General features: G+C 65.9%; 18 protein-coding genes and 1 riboswitch. Of the genes, 9 read left to right on the plus strand and 9 right to left on the minus strand.

Annotated elements, in window-relative coordinates:
* Nucleotides 1–5 precede the first annotated feature (5 nt).
* From AB1A62_RS11020 to bioB, 8 genes are all read right to left on the minus strand, one after another.
* Nucleotides 6–971, minus strand: coding sequence for an ABC transporter substrate-binding protein (locus AB1A62_RS11020; protein WP_366661535.1), 966 nt, complete (start codon nucleotides 969–971; stop codon nucleotides 6–8).
* A 384-nt stretch (nucleotides 972–1,355) separates the two neighbouring features.
* Nucleotides 1,356–2,324 carry an ABC transporter substrate-binding protein gene (locus AB1A62_RS11025; RefSeq protein WP_366661536.1) on the minus strand — a complete coding sequence of 323 codons (969 nt, stop codon included), beginning with the start codon at nucleotides 2,322–2,324 and terminating at the stop codon, nucleotides 1,356–1,358.
* Between the two features lie 162 nt (nucleotides 2,325–2,486).
* Nucleotides 2,487–3,278 carry a malonyl-ACP O-methyltransferase BioC gene (bioC, locus tag AB1A62_RS11030; RefSeq protein WP_366661537.1) on the minus strand — a complete coding sequence of 264 codons (792 nt, stop codon included), beginning with the start codon at nucleotides 3,276–3,278 and terminating at the stop codon, nucleotides 2,487–2,489.
* Nucleotides 3,278–3,892 carry a pimeloyl-ACP methyl esterase BioG family protein gene (locus AB1A62_RS11035; RefSeq protein ID WP_366661538.1) on the minus strand — a complete coding sequence of 205 codons (615 nt, stop codon included), beginning with the start codon at nucleotides 3,890–3,892 and terminating at the stop codon, nucleotides 3,278–3,280. The genes bioC and AB1A62_RS11035 overlap by 1 nt, the downstream gene beginning before the upstream one ends.
* 3 nt (nucleotides 3,893–3,895) lie before the next feature.
* Nucleotides 3,896–5,194: an adenosylmethionine--8-amino-7-oxononanoate transaminase gene (gene bioA / locus AB1A62_RS11040; protein ID WP_366661539.1), complete on the minus strand. Its 1,299-nt coding sequence runs from the start codon at nucleotides 5,192–5,194 to the stop codon at nucleotides 3,896–3,898.
* Entirely contained in the window at nucleotides 5,191–5,817 is a 627-nt protein-coding gene (gene bioD / locus AB1A62_RS11045; protein WP_366661540.1) for a dethiobiotin synthase, read from the minus strand. The genes bioA and bioD overlap by 4 nt, the downstream gene beginning before the upstream one ends.
* The gene (locus AB1A62_RS11050) at nucleotides 5,814–6,953 is read right to left on the minus strand and encodes an 8-amino-7-oxononanoate synthase (RefSeq protein ID WP_366661541.1); all 1,140 of its coding nucleotides are present in this window, start codon (nucleotides 6,951–6,953) and stop codon (nucleotides 5,814–5,816) included. The genes bioD and AB1A62_RS11050 overlap by 4 nt, the downstream gene beginning before the upstream one ends.
* The gene (bioB, locus tag AB1A62_RS11055; protein WP_008556688.1) at nucleotides 6,953–7,930 is read right to left on the minus strand and encodes a biotin synthase BioB; all 978 of its coding nucleotides are present in this window, start codon (nucleotides 7,928–7,930) and stop codon (nucleotides 6,953–6,955) included. Before bioB ends, AB1A62_RS11050 begins: the two co-directional genes overlap by 1 nt.
* Nucleotides 7,931–8,143: 213 nt before the next feature.
* Nucleotides 8,144–8,272, plus strand: a riboswitch (TPP riboswitch).
* Nucleotides 8,273–8,409: 137 nt separating this feature from the next.
* Between bioB and thiC the strand changes: the two genes are divergently transcribed.
* The 8 genes from thiC (at nucleotide 8,410) to AB1A62_RS11095 (ending at nucleotide 15,869) form a co-directional block, all read left to right on the plus strand.
* A complete protein-coding gene (thiC, locus tag AB1A62_RS11060) occupies nucleotides 8,410–10,224 on the plus strand; it encodes a phosphomethylpyrimidine synthase ThiC (protein WP_366661542.1) in 1,815 nt (604 codons plus the stop codon).
* Nucleotides 10,221–11,189 (plus strand): FAD-dependent oxidoreductase, encoded by a 969-nt coding sequence (locus AB1A62_RS11065; protein ID WP_366661543.1) that lies wholly within the window; start codon nucleotides 10,221–10,223, stop codon nucleotides 11,187–11,189. Before thiC ends, AB1A62_RS11065 begins: the two co-directional genes overlap by 4 nt.
* Entirely contained in the window at nucleotides 11,158–11,355 is a 198-nt protein-coding gene (thiS, locus tag AB1A62_RS11070; RefSeq protein ID WP_366661544.1) for a sulfur carrier protein ThiS, read from the plus strand. The genes AB1A62_RS11065 and thiS overlap by 32 nt, the downstream gene beginning before the upstream one ends.
* A 1-nt stretch (nucleotide 11,356) precedes the next feature.
* Nucleotides 11,357–12,124, plus strand: a complete 768-nt coding sequence (locus AB1A62_RS11075; RefSeq protein ID WP_366661545.1) for a thiazole synthase — start codon at nucleotides 11,357–11,359, stop codon at nucleotides 12,122–12,124.
* Complete coding sequence (locus tag AB1A62_RS11080) at nucleotides 12,124–12,729, plus strand: thiamine phosphate synthase (protein WP_366661614.1); 606 nt, start codon at nucleotides 12,124–12,126, stop codon at nucleotides 12,727–12,729. Before AB1A62_RS11075 ends, AB1A62_RS11080 begins: the two co-directional genes overlap by 1 nt.
* Nucleotides 12,726–13,694: a HesA/MoeB/ThiF family protein gene (locus AB1A62_RS11085; RefSeq protein ID WP_366661546.1), complete on the plus strand. Its 969-nt coding sequence runs from the start codon at nucleotides 12,726–12,728 to the stop codon at nucleotides 13,692–13,694. Before AB1A62_RS11080 ends, AB1A62_RS11085 begins: the two co-directional genes overlap by 4 nt.
* Nucleotides 13,691–14,395 carry a hydroxymethylpyrimidine/phosphomethylpyrimidine kinase gene (locus AB1A62_RS11090; RefSeq protein ID WP_366661547.1) on the plus strand — a complete coding sequence of 235 codons (705 nt, stop codon included), beginning with the start codon at nucleotides 13,691–13,693 and terminating at the stop codon, nucleotides 14,393–14,395. The genes AB1A62_RS11085 and AB1A62_RS11090 overlap by 4 nt, the downstream gene beginning before the upstream one ends.
* Before the next feature lie 115 nt (nucleotides 14,396–14,510).
* On the plus strand, nucleotides 14,511–15,869 hold the full coding sequence (locus AB1A62_RS11095; protein WP_366661548.1) for an amidase family protein: 1,359 nt from the start codon (nucleotides 14,511–14,513) through the stop codon (nucleotides 15,867–15,869).
* Nucleotides 15,870–15,875: 6 nt separating this feature from the next.
* Here AB1A62_RS11095 and AB1A62_RS11100 read toward each other — a convergent pair whose 3' ends face one another.
* Nucleotides 15,876–16,865 carry a hypothetical protein gene (locus AB1A62_RS11100; RefSeq protein WP_366661549.1) on the minus strand — a complete coding sequence of 330 codons (990 nt, stop codon included), beginning with the start codon at nucleotides 16,863–16,865 and terminating at the stop codon, nucleotides 15,876–15,878.
* 167 nt (nucleotides 16,866–17,032) lie between these two features.
* Here AB1A62_RS11100 and AB1A62_RS11105 point away from each other — a divergent pair, with 167 nt between their 5' ends.
* Nucleotides 17,033–17,524, plus strand: coding sequence for a hypothetical protein (locus AB1A62_RS11105; protein WP_366661550.1), 492 nt, complete (start codon nucleotides 17,033–17,035; stop codon nucleotides 17,522–17,524).
* Nucleotides 17,525–17,679 lie beyond the last annotated feature (155 nt).

Consider the following 17,679-nt stretch of genomic DNA (forward strand, 5'->3'; position numbering starts at 1 on the left):
GCAGCTCAGTTGATGGCGGCGTCGACAACCGGGCGCCACTTGTCCTCGTTGGCGGTCATCCATTCGGCAACCACCTCTTCGACCTTGCCGCCGTCCACGTCAATCGCGCCCATCATCGGCTGCTGGTCTTCCACGGCCAGTGTATAGTTGGACAGGATCTCATAAGCGGCAGGCCAGGTTTCCGCGGTGCCGGACCAGGCGGCCTTGAAGATGCGCGAAGGCGAGAAGTCGCAGTCGTTCACCGCGTCCGGATTCGGGCCCCAGGCCGGATCGTTGAAGCAGGCATCCTCTCCCGGCGGCAGGTCGACGAATTTCACGTCATAAGCCGACATCGCCCAATGCGGCTGCCAGAAGGTGATCAACAGCGGCGTCTTGCGTTCGGTGGCTGCACGCAGCTCGACGATCAGCGCTGCCTCGGAACCTGCAGGCACGGCCTTGAACGGCAGCGCCAGGCCGGTCATGCGGTCGGCGCCCGGGGTGCCCCAGTCGGCCGGATAGTCAACCAGGCGGCCTTCGGGCAGGGTTTCGGCGGTGGCGAATTGCGCGGCGCAGTCCTTCAGCGCCTCCCAGGCCGGCAGGCCGGGGCAGATCTCGGCCACATGGGCCGGATAGGCGATGCCTTCGCGCGCGTTCAGCTCCAGATCGCCAAGCTCGACGACGGTGCCTTCCTCAACCTTCTTGGCGTATTCGTCGGACACGTTGGAAGACCAGATTTCCAGCGTCGCGTGGATGTCGCCATCGGCAATCGCCTGGAACTGGTTCATCATCCCGGCAGAGACATATTCCACATCATAGCCCGCGGCCTTCAGCATCTCGCCCGCGATATGGGTAGTCACATGCTGGCCGGTCCATTCGTTCACCGCCAGTTTGATCGGCTTGCTGGTGTCGCCGAGTTCGGCGGCGGAGGCGATGCCCGCAGCAACCGTCATCGTTGCAGCACCCAGTGCCAGCGCGTATCCCTTGAAGTTCATATCAATTCTCCCTGTCATTGTTGTTGCGCCGCCGGTTGTCCGGCTTGGCGCGCCTTTGGAACCCGGCGGCTCATGGCACCTGTCCGGCGTTTTGGCTTGTCTTCTTCTTGCCTGCAGGTGCCAGTGGCTCAAGTGTGGCCGGGGATAATGCAAGTATTGGAACATATTACGACACTTTGTCGAGCGATAGCGGCGTAAAAGGTGAAATTTTTTGATTGACGGTTCAAGTTTTTGTGCAAACACACAAGTTCCGGAATCACCTGCCCCTGCTCCGCAGGGCTTACCGCAGCTGCTTTCAGGGCCGCAACACGGATGCCCGGACAGCAAAACAGCGCCCCTGCATCGCGGGAGCGCTGTTTCGGAGTTTGGGGGGAATTGCGCGGGTCAGGACCGGGCTTTGCCGGTGGCCTCCTCGACAATAGGCATCCACTTGGCGCGGTTCACCGCCAGCCAGCCGCGTGCCGCCCCCTGCGGGGTCTCGCCGCGGACATCCACCAGTCCGATCAGCGGCTGCTGGTCCCAGATGCTCAGCTCGTAGTTCTTTAGGATCTCGTGTGCGGCAGGCCAGCGGTCCTTGAGCTCCGGCCAGCTCGCCTTGACCACGCCGCCGCGGTAGAAGTCGCAATCGCCGGTGGCCTTGGAGTTCGGCCCCCAGGAAGGATCGGAGTAGCAGGCAGGCTCCGGCTTGGGCAGGCGGACGAACTGCAGCGCGTAAGAGGACATCGCCCAATGCGGCGCCCAGAAGGTGGAGATCACCGGACGCTTCTCGCGGTAGGCGATCTGGAAGGCCTCGATCATCGCCGCCTCGGATTCGGCGGCGACCACGTCAAACGGCAGGTCCAGCGCCCGGATCCGGTCGGCCCCGGGCGATCCCCAGGATTCCGGGTAGGCCAGATAGATGCCGCGCTTGCCCTTGCCATCCTTTGAGAAGATGCCCGCGCAGTCGCGCAGCGCCTCCCAATTGGGCAGGCCTGGGCACATCTGCGCCACATAGGGCGGGAAGACCACCCCGTTGCGCGCGTCCAGCCCCATGTCCCCCAGGTTTTCGAGCCGTCCTTCATCCACGAGATCGAAGTATTCTTCCGGGTCGCTGCTGGTCCAGATCTCCACCATCGCATGGACATCGCCATTGGCGATTTCCTCATACAAGGCGCTCTGATCCGCCTCGACATATTCGACGGTATAGCCGGCCTCTTCCAGAATGCCGCCGGCGATATAGGTGGACAGGTGCTGGCCGGTCCAATTGTTCAGCGACAGCCGGATCGGAGTTCCCACATCCCCCATATCAGCTGCTTCGGCGGCCCCCGAAACCGCCAGCGCCGCAAAGGCCGCGGCAATCACATTCATTTTCATTGGCGTTACTCCCGTACTGCCAGTCGTCCCACGCGCTGCACTTCAGCGCAGCTCCGGGAACCGGCGTATCAGGCGGGAGTTGACAAAGATTAACGGGGGGCGGGAACGGCCGCGCCATCGAATAGAAAAAAACCTAAAACTTGCTTCAAGAACGCTTGCGCGTCAGCCTGTGCGCCGCGCCGCCAGCAGCACCGGATCATAGGTCAGCGGCAGCTTGCCGCCTCGGCCGAACCGCTCGCGGTAGGCGTCCTCGAAAGACCGCAGCTGCCTGCGGCTCCAGCCCTGCTGGGCGTTGCCGTTCACCCCGGTCCGGCGCAGGTGCCTCAGCAGATGCAATGCAGAGTCGAACTCCAGAACCACCGGGCGCTGCTCGATCTGCAGGATCTCCAAATCCTCCGGCAGGGCGGCGGGCCATTCATCCGCATCCAGATAGCTGGGCGCCGCGGCGTCGGACCCCAGCGCCGCCAATTCACGGAACTGGCTGCGGCCGAAACCCGAAAGCGCCAGCCAGCCGCCGGGCTTCAGATGGTTTGTCAGCCGGGCCATCAGCGCCGGCAGGCCGGGAATCCATTGCACGGTAGAGGCAGAGGCGATCAGGTCCAGCTGATGCGGCAGCGGCAGGCATTCGATCGGGCCGGCTGCAAACCGGGACTGCGCCGCGGCGGTGCTATCCAGCGTCCGCAGCACCTGTGCGGCCTCCGGCACCAGATCGTTCAGGATCAGGCTGTCCGCACCGAACCGCTGCAGCAGCTGACGGGTCAGGTGGCCGGTGCCGCAGCCGAACTCCAGGACGCTGCCGAAGTGCCGCGGCGCGCCCTGCGCCTGCAGCATCTGCGCCAGCTGGCTGGCAATTTCCGCCTGCACCGAGGCCGCGCCGTGATAGCTCTCCAGCCCGCGCCGGAAGCTCTGGCGCACACGGGTCTGATCCAGATGCGGCGGCTGGATGTCCTTCATCAGAACAGCTCCTCCCACTGTGCAAACCGGTCAAACGGCGCATGCGGCGCCTCCAGATGCGAAACGTTCTGCCCGGCCCAGGCGCGGGCCAGATTGGCAGGCGGGAATATCTTGTCGCCGGAACTGATCCAGACGCGGTCAAAGCGCATTTGCGGAGCATCCCCGCGGCGCTCCACCGCCAGAAGTTCTGCGCGCCGGGCCTCAACGTCCAGCGCCTCGGCCTCTTGCGGCGCGCCGAACACCCGGTCCAGGAACTGCTGGTAGCTGTCCAGGCTCAGGGTTTCCACGGTGCGGCGGAACACGGCTGGCGGAATGCCCGCGCCGCGGTTCACCGGCTTGAGGCTGCCGTTCACCGCCGCCTTGCGATGGAACGGATCAGGCCGCCCCTGCTGCCAATGAGAGTAAGAAGCCACACCGAAGGACCAGGCCAGCAGGCTGACCTGCTCGTAGCCGGACAGGTCCGGCAGGTCTGCATCCAGACCGGTGTAGCCGCTTGCAAACAGGATGTCCTGCAGGCCGTCCAGGTGCCAGAACACCTCCGGCCCCACAGCCCAGCCGCCGAAGACCACGATGGCCTCGGCTGCACTGTCCTGTTTCAGCCAGCGGAACTCCATGGCTTACAGCTCCCGCGCCAGCCGCAGCATGCCTGCGGTGATTTCGCTCAGCTGCTCCGGCGCGGTGATGAACGGGGGCATGGTATAGATGTTGCAGCCGAAGGGCCGCAGGAATACGCCCATTTCATGCGCCCGCGCATGCGCCTCGTCCGCCGAGACGCGGTGCTTCATCTCGATAACCCCGATGGCGCCCAGCACCCGCACATCCGCCACATTGGGCAGATCGCGGGCCGGGGCCAGTTCGGCCTGCATCTGTTCGCTGATGGCCGCCACAGTGCCGCGCCAGTCCTGCCCGGTAAGAAGGTCCAGCGAAGCCTTTGCGGCCGCGCAGGCCAGCGGGTTACCCATATAGGTCGGCCCGTGCATGAACAGGCCCGGGTTGCCGCCGCCGATACCCTCTGCCACCCGGTCGTTGGTCATGGTGCAGGCAAAGGAGATATGGCCGCCGGTCAGCCCCTTGCCGAGGCAAATGATATCCGGCTCGACAGTGCAGAAATTGGTGGCAAACAACTCGCCGGTGCGGCCGAAGCCGGTGGCGATCTCGTCGAAGATCAGGAGGATGCCCAGCTCGTCGCACATGGCACGGGCCTGGTTCAGATATTCCGGGTGATAGAAATACATGCCGCCGGTGCCCTGCACCACGGGTTCCAGAATGAAGGCGGCGATCTTTTGCGCGTTGGCTTCCAGAACCGCGCGCAGCTCACCCAAGCCGTTCCGGGCCGGATCGTCATTCCACTTTTCGTGGATGCGGATCGGCGGGCGGGAGACGAAATGCTGCACGCTCAGCGCGCCCTGGAACAGGTGGTGCATGCCGGTATCCGGGTCGCAGACGCTCATCGCCTTCCAGGTGTCGCCGTGATAGCCGGAGCGGATGGTGGCGAACTCCTTGCGGTCCGGCTGGCCGATGGCGTGCTGGTACTGCACCGCCATCTTCATCGCCACCTCGACCGAGACAGACCCGCTGTCGCAATAGAATATGCGGGTGAGGCTTTCGGGGGTGATCTCCAGCAGTTTGCGGCCCAGGTCGATGGCCGGATCATGGGTCAGCCCGCCGAACATCACATGCGGCAGGGTGTCGAGCTGGTCGTGAATCGCCTTGGTGATCGCCGGGTTCCTGTGGCCGTGCATCATGCACCACCAGGACGACATGGCGTCGATCAGCCGGGTGCCGTCCGCCAGCGTTATGTGCACGCCCTCGCTTTCCTTCACCACGAACGTCGGGCCGGGTTTGGCAACATTGGTGTAGGGATGCCAGAGGTGCTGCTGATCGAATTCCAGCTGGGAGAGGTCTGCGGCACTCATACCAAGGCCTCCTTGATCAGATCGACCCGGATGCTGGCTTGAAACGCCACGGCCAGCGCGTCAGAGGTCAGCTCACCAAGGACCGGCAGCCGTCCCAAGTGCGCCGCCTGGCCGAATTGGCAAATGGTTTCCTCCACCGCAGGCTCCGGATCGCCGATGAAGGCCACACCCACAACCGCGCAGCCCGCATCCCGCAGCGCCTTCAGCGACAGCAACGTGTGGTTGATCGTGCCCAGCTGGGTCCGCGCGCAGAGGATCACCGGCGCGCCCCAGCGGGCGAACAGGTCGAGGTACAGCACCTTGCGGTTCAGCGGCACCATCAGACCGCCTGCGCCTTCGGCGATGAGCGTACCGTCCACCTCAGGCAAAGACAGCGCGTCCGGGTCGATCTCCACGCCCTCGGCTTCCGCCGACAGATGCGGCGAGGCGGGCAGCTGCAGCAGATACCCCTCGGGCAGCGCCGGGCGGCCCGACAGGCGGGAGACGATCTGGCTGTCCGTCTCCTCTTCCAGCCCGGATTGCACCGGCTTCCAATAGGTGGCGCCCAGCGCCTGCACCAGGCCGGCCGAGAAGATGGTCTTGCCGATGCCGGTATCGGTTCCGGTCACGATCAGCGCGCTCATGGGGTTGTCTCCATTTCCCGGGCGAGGTCTTCGAACATCCGGGTGATGACCTCTGCCCCCGTATTCAACGTGATCGACAGCCGCAGCCGCGAGGTGCCGCGCGGCACTGTCGGCGGCCGGATGCCGCGGATGTCATAACCGCGGCCTTGCATCCGCGAAGCCAGCGCCATGGTGCGCTTGTCGTCGCCGATCACCACCGGCAGGATCTGGCTTTGGAACCCTTCCAGCCCGCACAGGCGTTGCGCCTCGCTTTGCGCATGGGTAATTCCCTGCCACGCCTGTTCGCGGCGGCCCGGGTTCTGTTGCAGTTCCTGCAAGGCCGCCCGCACCAGTGCCGCGTTCAAGGGCGACGGGGCGGTCGCAAAGATGAAGCCGCGCGCCTTGTTGATCAGCGTCTCGATCAGCACCCGCTGGCCGCAGATCAGCGCGCCGGAGGCGCCCAGCGCCTTGCCGCAGGTGTGCAGACTTAGGACATTCGGGCGGTGGGCAATTTCATGTGCCAGCCCGCGGCCCAGGTCGCCGAACACGCCCGTTGAGTGCGCCTCATCCACCACCAGCATGGCGCCGTCGGCATCGGCCAGCGCCATCAGCGCCTCCAGCGGGGCAAGGTCGCCGTCCATGGAATAGACCGCCTCAACCGCGATCCAGACCTGACCGGTGCCGCCTTCAGAGCGCCAGTCTTTCAGAATACGCGCGGCATCCTCCGCGTCGCTATGGGCAAAGCTGCGCGTCTCTGCCCGGCCCAGCCGCATCCCGTCATGGGCGCTGGCATGGACCAGCGCGTCGTAAAGCACCAGATCCCCCTGCTTAGGCAGGGTGGAAAAGATCGCCTGATTGGCATTGAAGCCGCCGCCCATGAACAGCGCCGTCTCGGTGCCGAAGAACGCGGCCGCCTCAGCCTCCAGCAGCTGATGCTCCGCGTCGTTGCCCCGCAACAGGCGCGAGCCGCCTGCCCCGACCGGCACCCCCCGCGCCAGCGCATCGGCAGCTGCGGCACGCAGCACATCGCTGCCCGCCAACCCGAGGTAATCATTGGAGGCAAAGTCATGCCCGTCCCGCGGCATCAGCTGCCGGTAGCGCCCGCGCGAGCGCAGCGCTTCCAGCGATTTCTCATGCCTTGGGAAGGCGCCTGCCATCAGCGGCTGCCGTCGCAGCCCGCAGCCATGGCGGTGATGCCCAGACGGTCGAACAGCTGCTGGTCCTTGTCCTCTTCGGGGTTGTCCGCGGTCAGCAGCGTGTCGCCCACAAAGATCGAGTTGGCCCCGGCAAAGAAGCACATCGCCTGCATCTCGTCCGACATGTCGGTGCGGCCTGCGGAGAGGCGCACGTGCGATTTCGGCATCAGGATGCGGGCCAGCGCAACGGAACGCACAAATTCGATCGGGTCCAGCTTCTCGACATTGGCAAGCGGCGTGTCGGCGATCGGGATCAGCATGTTCACCGGCACCGAGTCAGGGTGCACCTCCAGCGTGGCCAGCGCCAGCATCATGTCGATGCGGTCCAGCTGCTGCTCGCCCATGCCGACGATACCGCCGGAGCAGACCTTGATGCCCGCCTCGCGCACCCGGTTCAGGGTGTCGATGCGGTCGGCAAAAGTGCGGGTAGTGATGATCTCAGAATAGTAGCGCTCGGAGGTGTCGATGTTGTGGTTGTAGTAATCCAGACCGGCATCACGCAGGCGGAACACCTGCTCCTCGTCCAGCATGCCCAGGGTCATGCAGGTTTCCATGCCCAGATCCTTGACGCCCTGCACCATCGCTTCCAGCGCAGCCATGTCGCGGTCCTTGGGCGAGCGCCAGGCGGCCCCCATGCAATAGCGGGTCGCGCCGCCTTCCTTGGCTTTCTTGGCCTCGGCGATCACCCGCTGCACCTCGATCAGCTTGGAGGCCGAGAGTTGCGCGCCGTTGCGTGCCGACTGCGAGCAATAGGCGCAATCCTCGGCGCAGCCGCCGGTCTTGATGCTGAGGAGCTTGGATTTCTGCACCTGGTTCGGGTCAAAATACTGCCGGTGCACGGTGTGCGCCTGAAACAGCAAGTCCATGAAAGGCTTGTTATAAATCGCTTCCGCTTCCTCGCGGGTCCAGTCGGTGCGGATGGGTGCAGCGTCCAGCATGCTGTCTCCTGTTCTCTATACCTGTTGGCCATGCGCGGATGGCGTTTCCGGTTTTTATAGATAATTTTGCAGCCACCGATCAAGCATCAAAGCTGCGCTGCAGCGATTTGCCTCAAATACCCGCCCATAAGGCCAATATCAGACTGATATTAATGCCAAAAAATAATCTACAAAGATTCCGGTTGACGCAAACCCCGCACCTCCCCTAGCCCTATAGGCACGCAGGGGAGTCCCGCCCAAGGGACTGAGAGGCGTCATGGTGCGGGGCATCCCGGACCGGCGGCGCGACCCTTTGAACCTGACCCAGTTGATACTGGCGTAGGAAGCAAGAAACATGGCGCGGCGCCCCGGCGGCAACCCGTGTTTCGAACAGGCAGCATGCGTGCACCGGCCGTACACCGGCTGTACACCCCCCTGCCCGTTTTCCTCCGTCCCGGCTCAATTGGTGTTTTTGAACCGAAGGCCCGGAGGAACACCAGATGAACGTCCCCAACCCCAAAATCACCACGGGCGCATTGCCCGCCTCGCGCAAGATCTATGTCAGCGGCGAGGTCCACGAGGACATCCGCGTGCCGATGCGCGAGATATCAACTCACCCCACCGCGGGCGAGGCGCCGCTGCCGGTCTATGACAGCTCCGGCCCCTACACCGACCCGGATGTGCTGACCGACATCCGCCAGGGCCTGCCGCAGCTGCGCCGCCAGTGGATCGAGGCGCGCGGCGACGTTGAGAGCTACCAGGGCCGCGACGTGAAGCCCGAGGACAACGGCTTTGTCGAAGGCGACCGGCTGACGCCGGAGTTCCCGGTGAAACCCGCCCCGCTGCGTGGCAAGGATGGCAAGGCGCCGACCCAGCTGGCCTATGCCCGCGCAGGGCTAATCACCCCGGAGATGGAGTTCGTGGCGATCCGCGAAAACCAGCTGCGCGAGCTGTCGCCCTGCCACGGCAACCGCGACGGCAATGACTTCGGCGCCAATATCCCCGACTACGTGACGCCGGAATTCGTGCGCCAGGAAATCGCCGTCGGCCGCGCCATCATCCCGGCCAACATCAACCACCCGGAAATCGAGCCGATGATCATCGGCCGCAATTTCAAGGTGAAGATCAACGCCAATATGGGCACCTCTGCCGTCACCTCCTCGATGGAGGAAGAGGTCGACAAGCTGGTCTGGGCGATCCGCTGGGGCGCCGACACGGTGATGGACCTGTCCACCGGCCGCAACATCCACAACACCCGCGAATGGATCGTGCGAAACTCGCCGGTTCCGATCGGCACGGTGCCGATCTACCAGGCGCTGGAGAAGGTGAACGGCATCGCCGAGGACCTGACCTGGGAAGTGTTCCGCGACACGCTGATCGAGCAGGCGGAACAAGGCGTCGACTATTTCACCATCCATGCGGGCGTGCGCCTGCATATGGTGCCGATGACGGTGAACCGCGTGACGGGGATCGTCTCGCGCGGCGGCTCGATCATGGCGAAGTGGTGCCTGCATCACCACAAGGAAAGCTTCCTCTATGAGCACTTCGAGGAAATCTGCGACATCTGCCGCCAGTATGACGTCTCCTTCTCGCTTGGTGACGGGCTGCGCCCCGGCTCCATCGCCGATGCCAATGACGAGGCGCAATTTGCTGAATTGGAGACCCTGGGCGAGCTGACCAAAATCGCTTGGGCCAAGGACTGCCAGGTGATGATCGAAGGGCCGGGCCATGTCGCCATGCACAAGATCAAGGAGAACATGGACAAGCAGCTGGAGTGCTGCCACGAGGCGCCATTCTACACGCTGGGGCCGCTGACCACCGACATCGCGCCGGGCTATGACCACATCACCAGCGGCATCGGCGCGGCGATGATCGGCTGGTTCGGCTGCGCGATGCTGTGCTACGTGACACCCAAGGAGCACCTGGGCCTGCCCGACCGTGACGACGTGAAGACAGGCGTGATCACCTATAAGATCGCGGCCCATGCAGCCGACCTCGCCAAGGGTCTGCCCGGCGCCCAGCGCCGCGACGATGCCCTCAGCCGCGCCCGTTTCGAGTTCCGCTGGGAAGATCAGTTCAACCTGTCGCTGGACCCCGACACCGCGCGCGAGTTCCACGACCAGACACTGCCGAAACAGGCGCACAAGGTGGCGCATTTCTGCTCCATGTGCGGGCCGAAGTTCTGCTCCATGCGGATTTCGCACGACATCCGCTCGGAAGCGCAGAAAGAGGGTATGGAGGCGATGGCCGCCAAGTTCCGCGAGGGTGGCGAGCTGTATGTGCCTGCCGCCGAGGCTGCGGAGCCCGCGGAATGATCACCATCGCCGGTGCAGGCCTTGCCGGCCTCGCCTGCGCCTATGAACTGGCGCAGCGCGGGGCGGCGGTCACCGTCTATGAGCGGGGCGAGACCCTCGGGGACAGCAGCGTCGCGCGCTTTGCGGGCGGCATGCTGGCGCCCTGGTGCGAACGGGAAAGCGCCGAGGAGGAGGTGATCACCCTCGGCAGCCGCGCCTTCGACTGGTGGGCCAGGGTCACGACCGTCCACAGGCGCGGCACGCTGGTGGTGGCACCTGCCCGCGACCGGGCCGAGCTCACCCGTTTTGCCCGCCGCTCCAGCGGCCACCGGGGGGTGAACGGGGCGGAGATCGGCGAACTGGAGCCGGCACTGGCGGGGCGGTTTGCGCAGGGGCTGTTCTTCGGACAGGAGGCGCATCTGGACCCGCGCCGCGCGCTGCGGGACCTAAGCGCCAAGGTGCAGGAACTGGGGGTGGAGATCCGTTACGGCACCCCTGCGCCGGCCAGGGTCACGCTGGATTGCACCGGGATGTCCGCCCCCCTGCCCGGCTTGCGTCCGGTGCGGGGCGAGATGGCCATCCTGCACTGCCCTGAGCTGGAGATCCGCCGCACCCTGCGCCTGCTGCACCCGCGGATGCCGCTGTACCTGGTGCCCCGCGGTGATGGGTATTTCATGATCGGCGGCACCATGATCGAGAGCAGCTCGGACCGTGCGATCACCCTGCGGTCCTTGAGTGAACTGCTGAGTGCTGCCTTCGCCCTTCACCCGGGTTTTGCCGAGGCCAGTGTGGTGGAGACCGGTGCAGGCCTGCGCCCGGCCTTTGCCGACAACCTGCCGCGGCTCACTGAACAGGACGGCACACTTTACCTTAACGGGTTGTACCGCCACGGATTTCTGCTGGCGCCCGCGATGGCGCAGCAGGCCGCGGACCACCTGCTACCGGAGACATCAGATGAAGATCATCGTGAACGCCAAACCGCATGAGGTTTCGGCAAGTGACCTGCAATCTGCCCTGAGAGAACTCGGCTTTGCCTGTTCCTCTGTTGCGACCGCTCTGAACGGCACATTTATTGCCCGCGGCCAGCGGGCAGAAGTGCAACTGGCAGAGGGCGACCAGTTGGAAGTCCTGGCCCCGATGCAGGGAGGCTGAGATGCAATTCTACGGAACAGAGATCACCTCGCGGCTGCTTTTGGGCACGGCGCAATACCCGTCGCCTGCGGTGCTGGCGGAGGCGGTGAAGGCCAGCGGCACGGAGATCATCACCGTGTCCCTGCGCCGGGAGACCGCCGATGGGTCCGGCACGGCCTTTTGGCAGGAGTTGCGGAAGACCGGCTGCCGCATCCTGCCGAACACCGCGGGCTGCCATTCGGTGCAGGAAGCGGTGACAACCGCCCGTATGGCGCGGGAGCTGTTTGATACGCCCTGGATCAAGCTGGAGGTGATCGGCCATTCCGACACGCTGCAGCCGGATGTGTTCGGGCTGGTCGAGGCCGCGCGCATTTTGTGCGCCGAGGGTTTCCAGGTCTTTCCCTATACCACCGACGACCTGGTGGTGGGGGAGAAGCTCTTGGAGGCGGGCTGCGAGGTGCTGATGCCCTGGGGGGCGCCGATCGGCTCCGGCCAGGGATTGCGCAATCCCGATGCCCTGCGCGCGATGCGGGCGCATTTCCCGGGGGTGCCGCTGGTTGTCGATGCCGGGATCGGGCGGCCCTCGGACGCTGCGCAGGCGATGGAGCTGGGCATGGATGCGGTGTTGCTGAACACTGCCGTTGCCAAGGCCGGCGACCCTGCGGGGATGGCCCGCGCAATGACGCTGGCAGTTGAGGCTGGCCGGGCGGGATATGAGGCCGGCGTGATGGAGCGGCGCGATATGGCGGTGCCCTCGACCCCGGTTCTGGGCCTGGCGGAGTTTGCATGATGGAGCGGTTTTATCTGATCACAGGCCATGTCGGGCGGCTGGAGCTGCTGGTGCCCCACGGGGTTAAACTGGTGCAGCTGCGGATCAAGGACGAGCCGGAGGGTGAGGCGCGCCGCCAGATCGCCCGCGCCCGCGACTTCTGCGCGGTGCATAACTGCCAGCTGGTGGTGAATGACTACTGGCAGGCGGCCTTGGACCTCAATTGCAATTTCGTGCACCTGGGGCAGGAGGACATGGACAGCGCCGATTTTGCTGCGCTGCGCCGCAAGGGGGTGCGGTTCGGCCTGTCGACCCATGATGAGGCGGAGCTGGACCGCGCGCTGTCTCTCGGGCCGGAGTATGTGGCGCTGGGGCCGGTCTATCCGACGCTGCTGAAAAAGATGAAATGGGGGCCGCAGGGGCTGGAGCGGGTCACGCGCTGGAAGCAGATGGCGGGCGATGTGCCGCTGGTTGCGATCGGCGGGCTGACACCGGAGCGGCTTCCGGGGGTCTTTGCCGCAGGCGCCGACAGCGCGGCGGTGGTGACCGATATCCAGCTGGCGGAGGATCCCGAGGCCCGCACCCGTGAGTGGGTACAGGCCTGCCGGGTCAGGGAAGAGGCATGAGCCGCTATGCACGCCAGACGATCCTGCCGGAAGTGGGGGCGGAGGGCCAGGCGCGGCTGGCCCGCGCCCATGTGCTGGTAGTTGGCGCCGGGGGTCTCGGCTGCCCGGTGCTGCAATACCTGGGCGGCGCCGGCGTGGGCCGGATCACGGTGATGGATGGTGACGTGGTGGAGGAAAGCAACCTGCACCGGCAGGTGCTCTACTCCACCGCAGACATCGGTTTGCCCAAGGCGGAGGCCGCCCGGCAGCACCTGCTGGCGGCCAATCCGGGTCTACAGGTGACGGCACGGGTTCTGCGCCTAAATGCAGCCAACGCGGAGCGGATGGTGGCGGAAGCCGATCTGGTGGTGGATGCGGCAGACAGTTTTGCGGTATCCTATATCCTCTCGGATGAATGCCTGCGGCAGGGCAACGTGCTGATTTCCGCCTCGGCGCTGGGGCAGTCCGGCTATGCCGGCGGTTTCTGCGGCGGCGCGCCGTCGCTGCGTGCCGTTTTCCCGGACTTGCCCGCCCAGGCGGCGACCTGCGCAACCGCCGGAGTGATGGGGCCGGTGGTGGGCTTGGTCGGCGCCCTGCAGGCGCAACTGGCGCTGAAGGCGCTGCTGGATCATCAGCCCTCGCCGCTGGGGCAGCTGTTTGTTTTCCGGCTCGGAGAGCTGCAGATGAGTTCCTTCCGCTTTGACGAAGCGGAGGAGCCGGAAGATGCCCTGCCCTTCATCGCTGCCAGCCACATCACGGCTCAGGACACGGTGATCGAATTGCGCGGCGCCGCGGAGGCGCCGCAGCTGCCGGCGCCGCAGGCCCGGCGGGTTGCCCGCGCGGACCTGGCGGCGGCAGGGCTGCCGCGCGAGGGGCGGATCGTGCTGTGCTGCCGCAGCGGGCTGCGCGCCTGGGGGGCGGCGCAGGATCTGCGGCAGGCGGGCTATGGCAACCTGGCGTTGCTGGCGGCGGGAGATGGCTGGTGACGGTCATTCTGGCCATTGGCGGCACCGACAGCAGCGGCGGAGCGGGGCTGACGCGGGATACGGCGATGGCCGCGGACCTGGACATCACCCTGCGCCCGGTGGTGACTGCCGTCACCGTGCAGACAGATGAGGCGGTTCTGTCCGTCCACCCCTGCGCGCCCCAGGCTGTTGCGGATCAAGCGTCCGCTGCCCTGGCAACACCCCCGGCACCTGGGGCTGCGAAGATCGGCATGCTTGGCTCTGCCGCAGTCGCGGAGGCTGTGGCGGCCACCCTGCCCGCCGGCCTTCCCGTCGTGCTGGACCCGGTGCTGAAGGCAACCTCCGGCGGGACACTGATGGATGCGGACGGGTTTGGCGCCTTGCTGCGCCGTGCGGCCCTGGTCACGCCGAACCTGGCAGAGCTGGAGGTGCTGACCGGTATTGGCGGCCCGGTCGAGGCGCAAGCGGCTGCGCTGCTGGCACAAGGAGTGCAAGCCGTGCTGGTCAAGGGCGGGCACGGCACCGGCACCCGGAGCACCGACCTGCTGTTCACAGCGGATGGCGCGGTCACGCGCTTCTCCGCGCCGCGGCTGGCAGTCTCCAAACGCGGCACAGGATGCAGCCTGGCCACCGCCATCGCCTGCCAGCTGGCCAAGGGGGCTTCGCTGGCGGAGGCCTGCCGCGGCGCCAAGGACGCGGTGCACCGCTGGCTGCGCCGCTGATCGCGGCAAGGTCGCTGACGAGCGGTTTTCAGGCCGGTTTCAGGACGGAGTGAAGCGTTCAGTCTCCCTAGGGTCGCGGCAGCACCGCTGCCACGTGAACCGGGAGACCCGCCGCATGACCGATATCACTGCGCTCAGCGCCGAGGAGATGGCCGCCAAACTGCGCGCGCGTGAACTGAGCGCCCGTGAGGTGCTGGCAGCACACAAGACGCAGACCGAAGCGCAGGAAGGCACTGTGAACGCCTTTGTCACTCTGGACTGGGAGGCGGCTGAGGCACGCGCGGCAGAACTGGATGCGCTGGCGGCACGCGGTGAGTTTGCCGGCCCGCTGCACGGCCTGCCGGTTGCCATCAAGGATTGCTTTGAAACCAAGGGACTGCGCACCACCTGGGGGTCCAAGAGCTTTGAAGCCCATGTGCCGGATTATGACGCGCTGCATGTCGCCCGGCTGCGCGCAGCCGGTGCGGTGATAACCGGCAAGAGCAACACGCCGGAGTTCACCCTGTCCGGCCAGACAAGCAACCTGGTATCGGGGACCACCCGCAACCCGCTGGACCCGGAGAAATCCGTCGCTGGCAGCTCTGGCGGCGCGGCGGCTGTGCTGGCGGCAAACATGGCGGCGCTGGCCGATGGATCGGACCTGGGCGGCAGCACCCGCACGCCTGCCGCCTGGTGCGGGGTTGTGGGGATGCGCCCGACCTCCGGCCTGATCCCCTATGGCCCGAATCCGTCCCCGTTTGACGGGCTGTCGGTGCCGGGCCCTATGGCACGGAACGTGCGGGACCTGGTGCTGATGCTGGAGGTGATGCAGGGCAATGCGGCCTGCCAGCCGCTGGGGTACTGGCAGGAGCTGCCGCGGCTGGCGGACCTGGAAGAGGCCCCTGCCCGGCGCACAGGCCGGGCGGCGCTGTCACTGTCGCCGTTTGGTGCAAGCGTGGAGCCGTCGGTGCAAGCGGCGGTTGCCCCGGTTGAAAGGCTCTGCCGCGAGATGGGCTGGCAGGTGGCGGAAGACGCGCCGCCCCTGGAGCCGCTCATGGCGCATGGCGACATCATCCGGGGCCAATGCGCGCTGCAGCTGCGCGCGGCGCTGGCGCCGGACATGGCGCTGGCAGGCGAAAGCTACCGCACCGCCTGCGCCCAGGCCGAGGGGCGCGGCCTGGCGGAGCTGATCGCCTATCAGACTACCCGCGCCAGGGTCTGGGCTGATGTCTGCACCTTCTTTGAGCGCTATGACTTTGCCCTCTGGCCCACCGCGACGGGGATGCCGTTTTCCGCTGACCTGCGCGACGGGGAGATTACCGAGGACTGGCGCACGGTCACCCTGACGCCGCCGATGGAGCTGCCCTCAATCTCGATCCCCTTCGGCACCTCTGCGGACGGAATGCCGGCGGGGCTGCACATCACCGGGCCAAGAGGGTCGGACGCACGGCTGCTGCAATTTGCCCGCAGTATCGAGCGGGCAATCCAGGGCTGATCCGCCTCAGCGCATCCAGAAGCCTTCGGACTTGATCCTGTTGCGGATCGCCTGCTCGCGCCGGGGCAGGTTTTCGCGGTCAAACAGCGCCCGCACTTTCCCGCCGCGCCCCTGATAGACCATGCGCTTGATCGGCTCGCAGCCCTTCAGCACCTTCTTAATCCGGTTCGGCGCGGCGGCCTCTTGCAGCACCTCCACCACGCGGTCGCTTTCGCGCGCATAGAGCAGCGGGAACAGCCGGTAGTGGCAGCTGGTTTCGCCGTCCAGATAGCCTGCGGGAAGCGCATCGCGGCCGCCGCCGAAAGAGTGGATCACCAGGGGCAGCACGATCTGATCCAGCCAGGGATCCAGGCTCTGGCCCGCCAGCTCAGGCGGCGGATCGTCCCTGACCGACTGCGCATAGACCAGGAACCGCTTGCCGAAGGCCCGCGGACAGGCGCCGTAGAAGAAGCCTGCATTGAAGTAGAGGTAGCGCTTCCAGAACTCATCCGGCTGGCTGAGGTCGAGGCTGGACGGGTAGTCGAGGCCGAAGCGGGTATAGAGCGACTGCCAGATGCCCGCATAGCCGGGCCCGTAGAGCGTCGGCTTGGGCCAGGTGCCCTCGACCCGCAGCGAGGCCGAAGGGCGGGAGAAATCAAACGGCACCTCTGCCAGCTCGCCGGTGATCAGCGTGTCGGTGTCGAAGAACACAAACGGCTCGCCCTCGGGCAGCGCCTGCAGCGCCTCGATCTTGTTGCCATAGGGGTATGCGGCGCCGAACACCTTGCTTTCAAATGGCAGGATCTCTGCGCCCAGATCGGCCAACGCCTGCAGGACGTCCTGATTGCGGATGCCGGGGTCCTTGTCCCACAGCGGGCCCGGCTGCGGCACCGCCACAAACAGGCGCCCGGCAAACCCCGGGGAACAGTGGCGCAACGAGGCGGCAAACAGCAGCGCCTCATACTGCAGGCGGCCCGCCTGGCCGACGATCATCACGTTGAAGGGGGCATTTGCCATTGTTTTCCCCGTTTTCCGTCTCTGCCAGGCGGTTAGGACTGCGCGTTAAGGCCGCAAAGAGAATTGCCTGCTAAGGTAGCTATAAGCCGGCAAGGTGCCGTGCAACAGGCCAATGGAATTTCGGGACGCCTTGTGACGCAAAGGGCGCCCGTGAGTGGAGAGAGATGATGTTTGATGTGATCCTGGCCATTATTGCCGCTTCCGCACAGCCTGGGACGGAGGGCCGCACTCAGGAAACTGCGGCTGCAGCGCCCGCTCCGGCAGCGGAGCAAACCGCCCTGGCAGCGGAACCGCAGGAGGCCACCGGCCGCTTCACCACCGCGCTGGAGGTCAAGCCGATCCTGGCCGCAACCCAGGCCAACTGGATCCATGTGCGCGAGTTCGACGGCCAGGACCTGCTTTACGTGACCCACCTGTGGTCCTGGCGCTGCGGGCTGGCGCAGGTCAGGCTGGGGGTGAACGGCGCGGCGCCGGAAATCTGGCCGCTGCCGGACTGCCACCTGGAGGAAGGCTTTCCCAACATGATCAAGGAAGAGGACGGCCTGCCCTACCGCAGCTACCCGCTGGGCTCGATCCAGCAGATCGCGGTCGAGGTGACCTATGACGACCTGACGACCGAAAACCTGACATTCGGCCGCAACGGCCAGCCGGTGCAATAGGCTGGAGCAGGCCTGCATTCTGCCGGGATAATCGGGGCTGCCGGGAAATGAGCGGCACCCCGGGCCTCCGCTGGATGGCATAGAGATCTTCTTCATAGATCCCGCTCAATTTCTCAACCAGTTGCGCGGTCCGGCCGGGGAAACCCAGCCCCTCC

This window comes from Leisingera sp. JC11, assembly GCF_040704725.1.
Lineage (GTDB): Bacteria > Pseudomonadota > Alphaproteobacteria > Rhodobacterales > Rhodobacteraceae > Leisingera.

What these genes read in the sequence shown, in the direction of transcription:
- bioA (WP_366661539.1), bottom strand. Translation starts at nt 5,194, where the DNA reads ATGAGTGCCGCAGACCTCTCCCAGCTGGAATTCGATCAGCAGCACCTC.
- AB1A62_RS11050 (WP_366661541.1), bottom strand. Translation starts at nt 6,953, where the DNA reads ATGGCAGGCGCCTTCCCAAGGCATGAGAAATCGCTGGAAGCGCTGCGC.
- thiS (WP_366661544.1), top strand. Translation starts at nt 11,158, where the DNA reads ATGAAGATCATCGTGAACGCCAAACCGCATGAGGTTTCGGCAAGTGAC.
- AB1A62_RS11100 (WP_366661549.1), bottom strand. Translation starts at nt 16,865, where the DNA reads ATGGCAAATGCCCCCTTCAACGTGATGATCGTCGGCCAGGCGGGCCGC.
- AB1A62_RS11105 (WP_366661550.1), top strand. Translation starts at nt 17,033, where the DNA reads ATGTTTGATGTGATCCTGGCCATTATTGCCGCTTCCGCACAGCCTGGG.
- bioC (WP_366661537.1), bottom strand. Translation starts at nt 3,278, where the DNA reads ATGAAGGACATCCAGCCGCCGCATCTGGATCAGACCCGTGTGCGCCAG.
- AB1A62_RS11035 (WP_366661538.1), bottom strand. Translation starts at nt 3,892, where the DNA reads ATGGAGTTCCGCTGGCTGAAACAGGACAGTGCAGCCGAGGCCATCGTG.
- bioB (WP_008556688.1), bottom strand. Translation starts at nt 7,930, where the DNA reads ATGCTGGACGCTGCACCCATCCGCACCGACTGGACCCGCGAGGAAGCG.
- AB1A62_RS11085 (WP_366661546.1), top strand. Translation starts at nt 12,726, where the DNA reads ATGAGCCGCTATGCACGCCAGACGATCCTGCCGGAAGTGGGGGCGGAG.
- AB1A62_RS11025 (WP_366661536.1), bottom strand. Translation starts at nt 2,324, where the DNA reads ATGAAAATGAATGTGATTGCCGCGGCCTTTGCGGCGCTGGCGGTTTCG.
- AB1A62_RS11080 (WP_366661614.1), top strand. Translation starts at nt 12,124, where the DNA reads ATGGAGCGGTTTTATCTGATCACAGGCCATGTCGGGCGGCTGGAGCTG.
- thiC (WP_366661542.1), top strand. Translation starts at nt 8,410, where the DNA reads ATGAACGTCCCCAACCCCAAAATCACCACGGGCGCATTGCCCGCCTCG.
- AB1A62_RS11075 (WP_366661545.1), top strand. Translation starts at nt 11,357, where the DNA reads ATGCAATTCTACGGAACAGAGATCACCTCGCGGCTGCTTTTGGGCACG.
- AB1A62_RS11095 (WP_366661548.1), top strand. Translation starts at nt 14,511, where the DNA reads ATGACCGATATCACTGCGCTCAGCGCCGAGGAGATGGCCGCCAAACTG.
- AB1A62_RS11020 (WP_366661535.1), bottom strand. Translation starts at nt 971, where the DNA reads ATGAACTTCAAGGGATACGCGCTGGCACTGGGTGCTGCAACGATGACG.
- bioD (WP_366661540.1), bottom strand. Translation starts at nt 5,817, where the DNA reads ATGAGCGCGCTGATCGTGACCGGAACCGATACCGGCATCGGCAAGACC.
- AB1A62_RS11065 (WP_366661543.1), top strand. Translation starts at nt 10,221, where the DNA reads ATGATCACCATCGCCGGTGCAGGCCTTGCCGGCCTCGCCTGCGCCTAT.